This window comes from Myxococcus virescens, from assembly GCF_900101905.1.
GTDB lineage: Bacteria > Myxococcota > Myxococcia > Myxococcales > Myxococcaceae > Myxococcus > Myxococcus virescens.
This window is the reverse complement of record NZ_FNAJ01000001.1, coordinates 521,707-532,444: the sequence shown is the minus strand read 5'-3', so window position 1 is coordinate 532,444 and position 10,738 is coordinate 521,707. Positions and strand designations below refer to the sequence as shown.

The window sequence follows — 10,738 nt, the reverse complement described above, 5'->3', positions numbered from 1 at the left end:
GGGCGCTTTCGGTCCTGGGGCCGTGGTTGCGGCGGGTCCGACAATCGGGGGCAGAGCAGCTGCACTCCAGCGGGGCTTCAGGTGACAGGGAGTCCGAGCGCCTTGATGCGCCGGTAGAGGTTGCCCCGGTCGACCTGCAACAGCCGCGCGGCCCCGGCGATGCTTTCGCCTTCCTGGAGCGCCGCGCGGATGAGCTCGCGCTCGAAGTCCTCCACGTGCTCTCGGTAGTTCTTCTGTCCCAGGGAGGGGCGGCTGGCCGCGGCGGTGGCCTGGGGCGCGGAGACGAGCTCCGGGCCCAGGGTGAGCGGGCCCTCACCCCGGAGCAGGTTGAGGCGCTCGATGAGGTTGCGCAGCTCACGCACGTTGCCCGGCCACGCATAGGCGCGCAGCGAGGTCTCCGCGCCGGGCGCGAGCACCAGTGGCACCTGCGGCCCCGCGAACTCCGCCGCGAAGGCGCGGGCCAGGGGGAGCAAGTCCTCCGGCCGCTCGCGCAGGGGCGGCACCTGAAGGGGCATCACGTTGAGGCGGAAGTAGAGGTCCTGCCGGAAGCGGCCCTCCTTCACCGCGCGGGCGAGGTCCTGGTGCGTGGCCGCGACGACGCGCGCATCCACCGGGACGGGCAGGCTGCCGCCCAGCCGCTCCACTTCCTTCGTCTCCAGGACGCGCAGCAGCTTGGCCTGGAGCTCCAGTGGCATGTCGCCCAGTTCGTCGAGGAACAGCGTGCCGCCGTGCGCCTGTTCGATGCGGCCCGCGCGCCGCGACAGCGCACCGGAGAACGCGCCCTTCTCGTGGCCGAACAGCTCGCTCTCCAGCAGGGTGGAGGGAATGGCCGCGCAGTTGACGGCGACGAGCCGGCCCTTGCGTCCTGAGGCGAGGTGCAGCGCCCGCGCCACGCGTTCCTTGCCCGTGCCCGTCTCGCCGGTGATGAGGATGGCGGTGTCGCTGGGGCCCACGCGCGCGATGAGCTGGCGCAGTGACACCATGCCAGGGCTGTCACCCACCAGGTGGCCGGGGCGGGCCAGCGCGTCCAGCAGCCGCTCGCGCTCTTCCTGGAGCGAGCCCAGCGCCAGTGCGTTTCGCACGGCGGTGAGCAGCCGCTCGGGGGAGGGTGGCTTCTCCACGAAGTCCGTCGCGCCCAGCCGCAGCGCCTGCACGGCCTCAGCGGGCGACGCCTCTCCGGACAGCACCACCACGGGCGCGGGGAAGGGCCGGGGCAGGCGCGCGAGCAGCTCCAGGCCCGTCTCGCCCGGCATGCGCAGGTCGAGCAGCATCATCGCCGGGGGACCTTCGGGCGCGTCGAGCAGCTGGGAGGCCTCCGCCGCGGAGCGGGCCTCCACGGGCGTGAAGCCCTCATCGCTCAGGAGGCCGCGCAGGGCCCTGAGGACGCCAGAGTCGTCATCGACGATGAGGATGCGAGGACCGGGCTTCATGGGGACGGTGGCGGGGTGAGGGGCAGTTCCACGCGCGCGAGCGTACCGCCTCCGGGCGCGGGCTCCAGGCGCAGGCTGCCGCCGTGCTCGTGGACGATTTTCTGGGAGATGGGCAGGCCCAGGCCGCTGCCGCCGGGCTTGGTGCTGAAGAGGCCTCGCGTGAGGGCCGGGCCTTCGAGGACGGTGGGGACGCCGCTGCCTCCATCCGCCACGGTGACGGACACGGTGCCCGGCTGCGTCGACTCCAGTGTGACGTGGACGGGCGCGGCGCTGGCGGAAGAGGCCTCGGTGGCGTTCTTCACCAGGTTGCCGAAGAGGCGACGCAGGCCATCCGGGTCCGCGCGCAGCGTGGCCTCCGCGCCAGGGCGAAGCTCCACGGGCACGGGGGACGTGCCCGCGTACAGGGTGCACACCTCGGCCAGCAGCGGGCGCAGGGGCACGTCCTGGAAGCGCGGCGCGGGCAGGCGCGCGAAGGTGGAGAAGCTCTGGGTCATCCGCATCAACAGGTCCACCTCCTCCTGGAGGAGGGCCACGGCCTCGGTGATGCGGGTGGTGTCGTGGGGCGTGGACGCATCCGTCCGGTTCAGACGCGCGAGCGACAACTTCATTGCGGTGAGGGGGTTCTTCAGCTCGTGCGCGAGCGCGCGGGCCACGTCCTGCCAGGCGGCAATCTGTTCCGCGGACTTGAGCCGCTCGCGCTGCGACAGCAGCTCCTGGCCCATGCGGTTGAACTGGCCCAGGAGGAACTGCAGCTCGTCGCGGGGAGGCTCGGGGGCGGCGAGCCGCACGGAGAGGTCGCCGCGCGCATAGGCCCACATGCCTTCCGTGAGGGTGCGCACCGGACGCGTGAGGGCTCGCCCGAGCAGCACCGAGGCCACCGTCAGCGCCGCCCCCGAAATGAGGACCAGCGCGGTGATGAAGGCGGGCACGCGGCGCACCAGGGCTCGTCGCGCCAGCTCCGCCTGCGCGAGGTTGAGCCGCGCCTCGTTGAGCGAGTCTTGCGGCAGCTCCCGTCGCGCCAGCTCCGAGGCGACCTCCTCCAGCACGCCCTCCACCGGGGCGATGGACACCGACAGGACCCGCTCCAGCGCGGCCTGTGCCAGCACGCCGAGCAGCACCAGCGGCACCCAGCCGGCGAGCAGCATCACCGCCAGCAGCCGGCGCCGGAAGCGCGGAGGGGGCAGCGGAAGGTCCGCGGCGTATTCAAGGCCCACCCTGTCTCCGTGCGTGCGGGCCTCTGTGGGCGCGGCGGCGTGCATGGGACGGTTCATACCGCATCCGGACGTGGGCCCGGTGCCGAGTCCCTGGCGCGGAGACTCTGGTAGGCTGCATGGCCCCGATGCCTCGTCTTCTCGCGCCCTCCCAGGGCTGGCTGTTCAGTCCGGGAGTGGACCTGTCCGTCTTCGCTGGCAGCGCGCTCGTCTCCGTGGCTTTCGTGCTCGCCGCGCCCTGGCTGGGCGTGGCGGGCGGCACGCCGCTGTGGGCATGGCTGCTCTTCGTCGTCTGCGTGGACGTGGCCCACGTCTGGTCCACGCTGTTCCGCACCTACCTGGATCCGGACGAGCTGCGGACCCGCCCCGGGCTCTACCTGGGCGCGCCGCTGGCCGCCTACATGGCGGGCGTGCTCGCCCACCTCGTGTCGCCGGGCACGTTCTGGACGCTGTTCGCCTATGTCGCGCTCAGCCACTTCGTGCGGCAGCAGTACGGCTGGGTGGCGCTGTACGGCCGCAAGGCGCGCGTCTCCGTGCTGGAGCGGCGCCTGGATGCCGCTGCCGTCTATGCCGCCACGCTGGGCCCCGTCGTCTGGTGGCATGCGAACCTGCCGCGCGGCTTCTGGTGGTTCGTGCCCGGGGACTTCCTGTCGGGCCTTCCGTCCTGGGTGGGCGCCGTGGGGCTTTGGCTTCACGCGGGGGTGCTCTTCGCGTGGGCCGGCTTCCAGGCCGCGCGCGTGGTGCGCGGCGAGGGCGTGCAAGCGGGCAAGGTGCTGCTGGTGGTGGCGACGTGGGTGGCGTGGTTCGGCGGCATCGTCGTCGCGCGGGACGACTTCACGTTCACGGTGATGAACGTGGTGCTGCACGGCGTTCCCTACTTCGCGCTGCTCTTCCGCTATGCGCGGGGACGGCTGGAGGAGGGCGGCTATGGCGCGGGGGCGGCGCTGCTGCGCGCGGGGCTGCCGGGCTTCCTGCTGTTCCTGGTGGCGCTGGCCCTGGCGGAGGAGTTCCTGTGGGATCAGGCTGTGTGGCGCGAACACGGCGCGCTCTTCGGCGAGAGCGATGTGACGCTGCCGCCGGATGTGTTGTCGCTCGTGGTGCCGCTGCTCGCGCTGCCGCAGGCCACGCACTATGTGCTGGATGCCTTCGTGTGGAAGCCGGGCCGGCAGCCCGCGCTGCTGTCACGGCTGGGCTGGACACCGATGGCCACCCGACACGAGGGACCCACATCTGGCATGAAGCCCGTTTCGACGATGGCCATTCCTGCACGGAGTGACTAATTCAGGAGGGGCCTATGTCCCGACTCCTACTCGTCTCGAACCGGCTTCCTGTCACCGTCAAGGTGGAGAAGGACACTGTCTCCGTGGTCCGCAGCGCGGGAGGCCTGGCCACCGGCCTTCGCCGTCCGCACGAACGCTCGGGGGGGCTGTGGATTGGCTGGCCCGGGGATGTCTCCCGCCTGTCGGAAAGTCAACGCGCCCGCGTGGACGCCCAGCTCGCGGAGCTGCGCTGCGTGCCGCTGACGCTGTCCGCCAGCGAGGTGAGCCGCTACTACGAAGGCTATTCCAACCGCGTCCTGTGGCCGCTGTGCCACTACATGCTGGAGCGCATTCCGCGCCAGGACCGCGATTGGGAGGTGTACCGCAAGGTCAACGAGCGCTTCGCGGACCTGGTGGCGAAGCACTACGAGCCCGGGGACACCATCTGGGTCCACGACTATCAGCTCATGCTGGTGCCCGGCATGTTGCGCCAGCGGCTGCCCGGCGCGCGCATCGGCTACTTCCACCACATCCCGTTTCCGTCGTCGGAAATCTTCAGCACGCTGCCGCGCCGGCGTGAGCTGCTGAAGGGGCTGCTGGGCGCGGACCTCATCGGCTTCCACACGGTGAGCTACGTGCGGCACTTCTCCGGAGCGCTGCTGCGGCACCTCGGGCTGGACACGGACATCGACCGCATCATCTGGGAGGGCCGCGACGTGCGCGTGGGCGCCTTCCCCATGGGCATCGACGCGCAGGCCTTCGAATCGATTGCGAGCGAGCCCGGCATGCAGGAGGAGGTGGCGAACCTGCGCCGGTCCTCCGAAGGACAGCGCATCCTGCTGGGCATCGACCGGCTGGACTACACCAAGGGCATACCGCGGCGCCTCCTGGCGGTGCAGCGCGTGTTGGAGCGCACGCCCGCGTGGCGTGGCCGCCTGCGGTTCATCCAGGTGACAGTGCCCAGCCGGACCCAGGTGGAGGCGTATGCCAACTACCGCGAGCTGGTGAACGAGCTGGTGGGGCGCATCAATGGGCTCTACGGCACGGTACACAACGTGCCCGTGCACTACCTCTACCGCTCATTCAACGAACGGCAGCTCGTGGGGTTGTACCGGGGCGCGGATGTGATGCTCGTCACGCCGGTGCGGGACGGGATGAACCTGGTGGCGAAGGAGTTCTGCGCGTCGCGTCCGGACGACGACGGCGTGCTGGTGCTCAGCGAGTTCGCGGGCGCCGCAGCGGAGCTGGGGGGCGCGCTCATCGTCAACCCCTACGACGTGGACGCCTTGGCGGACGCCATCGAGAAGGCGCTGGGGATGGCGGAGGAGGAGCGCCGCACGCGCATGCACACGCTGCGCAAGCAGGTGAAGTCACGGGACGTGCATTGGTGGACGTCCTCCTTCCTCGACCGGCTCCAGTCGCTGCCCGCGGTGGCCGTGCGCGCCGAGGCGGGCGCGCCCGAGGCGCTGGCGCAGATGAAGCAGGCGGAGCGGCTGCAACTGCTCCTGGACTACGACGGGACGCTGGTGGGCTACGCGCCCCGGCCGGAGCTGGCCGCGCCGGATGCGGCGCTGAAGGCGCTGCTGGCGAAGCTGGTGGCCCGGCCCGGCACCTCGGTGAGCATCGTCAGCGGCCGGCCCAAGGAGACGCTGGAGGAATGGTTGGGCGACCTGGCCATGGGCCTGTATGCCGAGCACGGCCTGTGGTCCCGCCCGGCGCCGGGGGAGGCGTGGCGGATGCTGGAGGGCGTGACGTTCGACTGGAAGGAGCGCGTGCGCCCCGAACTGGAGACCTTCTCCGCGCGCGTGCCGGGCTCCTTCGTGGAGGAGAAGACAGCGTCGCTGGCGTGGCACTACCGCCTGGTGGACGCGGAGTTCGGCGCCATCCAGTCCCGCGAGCTGCGGCTGTACCTGGCGGAGAAGTTCGCCGGGCAGTCCATGGACATCCTCCCCGGGGACAAGGTGGTGGAGATTCGTCCGCACGGCGTGCACAAGGGCCGCGTGGTGGGCGAGGCCACGAAGGACGCGGCGCCCGGCGCCCTCGTGGTGGCCATCGGCGATGACCGCACGGACGAGGACCTCTTCGCATCCATTCCGCCCGGCGGGCTCACCATCCACGCGGGCAACAAGCCCACGTGCGCGGCGTTCCGGGTGAAGGGCCCGGACGAGGTCCGCGCGCTGCTGGCGGGTCTGCTGGAGCCGTAACCACCGCGCGCCCGCCGGAGGTTCGGCGGGCGCGGGCCTGCTCGCGTTCGCTACGGCGTCGAGGACGCGGTGCGGTTGGCCGCGTTCTGGATGAACACCCGGCGGCCGAAGGCGCGGTCCACGCGGCCGAGGAACTCGCGGAACGCGGGGTAGTCATCCGCGGACACGCGCGCGGTGGTGAGGGCCACCTCGCCCTCGGCCACCAGCTTGCCGCCCTCCAGGCGGTAGTTCAGCTTGATGTGGCCGAACTTCGTCGTCTCCTCCACCGCCTGGGGCAGCTCCGCCACCGTCCAGCCCGCGGGCAGCGCGTAGCGCAGGAGGAAACCGTTGGTCCACGGGCTGGACATCACCAGGTCGAAGCGGCGCTGGGCCAGCGACGCATAGGCCTGCTGGTAGGTGCGCCCGGTGCCGAAGGGCAGGAAGCGCATGCCGTTGGGCAGCACCTCCGAGTAGCGCGGGATGCTCATCTTGAAGTCCAGCGCCACGTCGTCATCCAGCCGCGTGGTGTCGCTGAGCTTCACCTCGTGCACGGTGAGGCCGGGGAAGCTCTGCGCCCAGGCGCGCTCGAAGGTGGACTTGCGCGTGGCCTCCGGCCGGTAGGCGCGGCGGTAGTCGGGCGCGTGCTGCCCGCCCACGGAGCTGGAGCCGGTGATTTCAGCGCCGCCGTCCGCGCGGAGCGTCACGTCCAGCGACATGCGCGTGGCGTTGTCCGCCGCCTTCGCCTCCGGCGTGGTGAGGAAGGTGCTCTTGCCGTTGGGCTCCACCACCAGCACGTTGGCCACCCGGTCCGCGCTGGGCAGCTCGTTGGCGCCGTGGAACTCCGCGGTGCCGTCCAGGTACAGGTCGAACTTGGGCACGTAGGCGATGGCGTGGTTGAAGGCCGCCAGGCTCGCGGGCTCCTCGCCAATGGAGCCCAGGTTGCGCATGCGCAGCAGCACCAGCCGGCTCTCCACGCCCGCCACCTGGAGCATGGAGTGGATGAGGCTCGCCTTGTCCTTGCAGTCGCCGAAGCGGCGCGCCAGCACCCGGTCCACGCGGTAGGGCTTGAAGCCGTGGATGCCGAACTCCAGCGCCACGTAGCGCGTGTTCGTCACCACGAAGTTGTAGATGGCGCGCACCACCGCCAGCTCATTCTTCCGGTCCACGCCCTGCAGCACCTGGTCCACCGTCTGCCGCAGCTCCGCGTTGGGCTGGAGCTGGTCGCGCACCAGGCCCCACCAGTAGCGGCCCACCTGCTCCCACGTCTGGTAGGTGGAGACGTGGAGGTTCTGCGCCACCTCCGCCCAGCCGGGCATGCCGGGCTCCGGCACCACCTTGGCGACGTGCTTGGCGTTCCAGCGGTACAGCACGCGGCCGGCGTCCAGCGTCTCCTGCGCGCTCGCCACGCCGGTCAGCTTGCTCTTGTTCCAATACAGGGGCCGTGCCTGCGGCATGTCCACCAGGTACTGGAAGCGCACCTTCGGGTAGACGCCCTGCACGCTCTCCACGTCACCCCAGTAATCCGACAGGAGGTTGTCCTGCGCGGTGTCGTCCAGGCGGTACGTCAGCTCGAGCGTGTCGCCCGCCGACAGCGAGGGGAAGGAGAGAATCTTGGCGCGGGCGTCGTAGTACATGCCCGTCCACGGCTCGTTGATGTTGCGCTCGTTCTCACCGTAGCTCTCCACCACGGAGCCATCCGCCTTGATGACGCGGGCGCGCAGTACGCGCACCTCCTGGCGGTCCGGCGAATAGGTGACGGGGATGGTGCGGAACGCGTCTACGCCGCGCGAGTTGAAGACCTTGACCACCGTCTGGTGCAGGCGGCTGGACAGGCCGCTCTGCTGGACGCGCACGTAGGTGTTGTCCACCAGGTAGAGGGCGTCCTCATGGACGTAGGCCTCCGACTCCTTGGCCAGCGCCTGGGCGTCCACCAGGTACTGCATGCCGGTGCCGGTGCTCTCGCCCTTGACGGTGCGCAGGGCCTCCTTCAGGCCCGGGTTCTGCGGGCGCAGCGCGAGCGAGCGCTCGAACGAGGCCAGCGCCGGCTCGCGGCGGCCCGCGGCCAGCAGGGCGCGGCCCTCGCGCTCATAGACCTCCGGCTCGTCCGGGGACAGCGCGCGGGCCTCGGCGAAGAGGGCGACGGCTTCCTCCACCGCGCCGTTGCTGGCCTTCAGCTCCGCCAGCCGCACGCGGGAGCCATTGTCGAAGGGGTTGAGCTTCACCAGCTGCGCGTACTCGCGCTGGGCGGACTCCACCTGCCCGGCCTCCGCCAGCATCGTGGCGAGCATGTGGCGCGTGGTGGTGTCGTCGAAGCGCAGCGCCAGCACCACGCGCATCCGGTCCATGGCCTCGCGGCTGCGGTCGAGCTGCCGGGACACCTGGGCCGCGGCGCGCACCGCGCGAGGCACGCGGGGCTGCAGGCGGAACGTCTCCTCCACCAGGGCGTGGGCCTTGGGGCGCTCGCCCAGGGCTTCATGCGCGCGCGCCAGCACCAGCCGCGCGTTGACGTCATCCGGCGTCTTCTCCAGCACGGGCGCCACCAGCGGCTGCACGCGCTCGGGGTGGCCGCGGTCCAGTTCGTGGTCGGCCAGCGCCACGCGCGCCTCCGGCATGGCGGGGTCGGCGGCGATGGCGGCTTCCAGGAAGCGGCGGCGCTCGTTCAGGTCATCCCGCTGCGCATGGGCGGCGAGCAACTGGAGCCGGGCGTCCTTGGGGGCTGCTTCCGCGGCGCGCGCGGCCTCGGCGCTGGCGGTGTGCTCGCGCTCGTCATACGCGCGGAAGAAGCCCAGCACCCGTGCGTAGTCGCCGCGCAGCGCGGCGTCATCCGGGTTCTTCTCCACCATCGCGCGCAGGGCGGAGGTGAGGGTGGGCAGCGGCTGGGGCTGCGGCGCGGTGCCTTTCTCCAGGGCGGGCGCCTTCGCCGGCAGCGTCGCGCGCACGGTGGGCGACTCCTGGCGCAGGTAGAAGCCCAGCGGGCCGGACTCCTGGCACACCTTCACGAGCACGCGGTTGAGGCCCTTGCGCAGCTTCACGGACACGCGGGACTGGTCCGGGCGCGGCAGGTTGTAGCGGTCCTCCTTCGCGGCGAGCTGCCCGTTCACCCACAGCCGGAACGCGCCGGACGTGCCCACGCCCAGCGACACGCGCGACTCCTGGGAGGACTCCAGCCAGGTGACGGCGTAGGCCACGGCCTCGCGGTTGGGGCGGATGGCGGTGGCCAGGTCGATGTAGCCGTCCGCGGTGTTCGCCGTCAGCTTGCGCCAGGTGGTGTTGCCGCCCTTGGCCGCGGGGTAGGTGGCGGACAGGTCCAGGTTGGCGGCCTCGGGGCCGAAGTCGGTGTCACAGCCGGCCTTGCCTTCGTTCTCGAAGCCGCCGGTGACGTAGTAGTCGCCCACGTAGCCCAGCCACTGCTTCACCTCGTTGGCGCGCACCAGCCGTCCCCGGGCGCGCTCGGTGTCCAGCAGGAGCATCTGCGCGGTGGCGCGGGTGTTCGGGTCCGAGGTGCGGCGGGAGGCCACGTAGGCGTAGGTGCTCAGCAGGGGCGTGAGGTCCTCCACCTCGTCCACCAGCGCGTGCATCCGCAGCAGGCTGGCGGCGCTTCGGGGGGAGGAGGCCTGCTTCATCGCCTCGGCCGCATGGACGCGAGCGGTCTCATCCGCGGCCGGCTTCGCCTGCGCCCACAACGGGCAGGTGAGCACGAGGACTGCGGCCAGCAATGTGAAGCGGGACATCCGTTCTCCTGGGTGGACGGCTTGCGGTAAGGGGCGCCAGCCCCGGGCAGGGGCGTCGACGCGGATGAACAGGTGAACCCCTCTGGGGCTTCCCCTGCTTGGCCATCGTACGATGGAGGATGGGGTGGGGACAGGTGCGCACTACTCCAGGGGCGGGAGGATGACGCCGAAGTGTTCGACGAGCGCGCGCCGCAGGGCGTCTTCGTCGGGGAGAGGCTGCTCCGTCCGGACCCCGCGCCGGGTCAGGACGAGTGTGCCCTCCTTGGCGGTGATGCGCCCCTCTGGCGTCGCCCGGGTGCACAGCCGCCGCTGGGTGAAGATGGAGTCCGGGGAGGTCTGGTGGTAGCGGCACATGCCCTCGAAGTCCGCGAGCTGGCGGGGCACGAGGGAGAGGCGGTACTCCGCCTCCCATCCGGAGGGCTTCTCACTCCAGAGGATGAGGTCGTCGCCCTCCGGTGAGAGCCGGTACGCGCGGCCGGAGCGCACCTGGACGTCGTGGGTGTCCAGGCGCAGGGGCTCGGTGAAGCACTCACCGAAGCCGACATCCGCCAACCAGCGTCCCTGTTCATCCTCCACCTGGAGGGCCAGGTGGTCGAACTCGGGGCCGTAGGCGCTGCCATCCGGTGCCGTGGCCACGCCCGCGGACAGCAGCGTCACCCGGTGGCCCAGCGCCGTCAGCAGCCGGGCGAAGAGGCCGTTGAGCTCGTAGCAGAAGCCGCCGCGCCGCTGGACGACGACCTTCTCGAAGAGGGCGTCCATGTCGAGCCGGATGGGCCGCTTCAGGTGGATGTCCAGGTTCTCGAAGGGCACGGCCTCCAGGTGGGCCCGGTGCAGCCTCGTGAGGGACTGCTCCGCCCCCACGCCGATTCGCTCCAGGTAGCGCGCGACGTCGAACATGGGGGAACTGTGTCACGCGGGGGGCGC

The 10,738-nt window shown here is 71.3% G+C and carries 6 protein-coding genes; 2 read left to right on the top strand and 4 right to left on the bottom strand.

The annotated features are described in order from the left end of the window. Positions 1-77 precede the first annotated feature (77 nt). A complete protein-coding gene (locus tag BLU09_RS02180; protein ID WP_090484831.1) occupies positions 78-1,430 on the bottom strand; it encodes a sigma-54-dependent transcriptional regulator in 1,353 nt (450 codons plus the stop codon). Beyond that, positions 1,427-2,701 (bottom strand): sensor histidine kinase, encoded by a 1,275-nt coding sequence (locus BLU09_RS02175; protein ID WP_186817678.1) that lies wholly within the window; start codon positions 2,699-2,701, stop codon positions 1,427-1,429. The genes BLU09_RS02180 and BLU09_RS02175 overlap by 4 nt, the downstream gene beginning before the upstream one ends. Positions 2,702-2,769: 68 nt before the next feature. Here BLU09_RS02175 and BLU09_RS02170 point away from each other — a divergent pair, with 68 nt between their 5' ends. Both BLU09_RS02170 and BLU09_RS02165 read left to right on the top strand, forming a co-directional pair. Continuing rightward, entirely contained in the window at positions 2,770-3,921 is a 1,152-nt protein-coding gene (locus BLU09_RS02170; RefSeq protein ID WP_090484827.1) for a hypothetical protein, read from the top strand. 14 nt (positions 3,922-3,935) lie between these two features. Further along, complete coding sequence (locus BLU09_RS02165) at positions 3,936-6,104, top strand: bifunctional alpha,alpha-trehalose-phosphate synthase (UDP-forming)/trehalose-phosphatase (RefSeq protein ID WP_090484825.1); 2,169 nt, start codon at positions 3,936-3,938, stop codon at positions 6,102-6,104. 50 nt (positions 6,105-6,154) lie between these two features. Here the strand turns inward: BLU09_RS02165 and BLU09_RS02160 are convergent, their stop codons facing one another. Further along, positions 6,155-9,814, bottom strand: a complete 3,660-nt coding sequence (locus BLU09_RS02160; RefSeq protein WP_090484823.1) for a DUF3857 domain-containing protein — start codon at positions 9,812-9,814, stop codon at positions 6,155-6,157. A 141-nt stretch (positions 9,815-9,955) separates the two neighbouring features. Beyond that, the gene (locus BLU09_RS02155; protein WP_090484821.1) at positions 9,956-10,711 is read right to left on the bottom strand and encodes an arylamine N-acetyltransferase family protein; all 756 of its coding nucleotides are present in this window, start codon (positions 10,709-10,711) and stop codon (positions 9,956-9,958) included. Between the last annotated feature and the right edge of the window lie 27 nt (positions 10,712-10,738).

Excerpts from the sequence above, each read along its gene's own strand:
- BLU09_RS02175 (WP_186817678.1), bottom strand. The coding sequence starts at position 2,701 with ATGAACCGTCCCATGCACGCCGCCGCGCCCACAGAGGCCCGCACGCAC.
- BLU09_RS02160 (WP_090484823.1), bottom strand. The coding sequence starts at position 9,814 with ATGTCCCGCTTCACATTGCTGGCCGCAGTCCTCGTGCTCACCTGCCCG.
- BLU09_RS02155 (WP_090484821.1), bottom strand. The coding sequence starts at position 10,711 with ATGTTCGACGTCGCGCGCTACCTGGAGCGAATCGGCGTGGGGGCGGAG.
- BLU09_RS02165 (WP_090484825.1), top strand. The coding sequence starts at position 3,936 with ATGTCCCGACTCCTACTCGTCTCGAACCGGCTTCCTGTCACCGTCAAG.
- BLU09_RS02180 (WP_090484831.1), bottom strand. The coding sequence starts at position 1,430 with ATGAAGCCCGGTCCTCGCATCCTCATCGTCGATGACGACTCTGGCGTC.
- BLU09_RS02170 (WP_090484827.1), top strand. The coding sequence starts at position 2,770 with ATGCCTCGTCTTCTCGCGCCCTCCCAGGGCTGGCTGTTCAGTCCGGGA.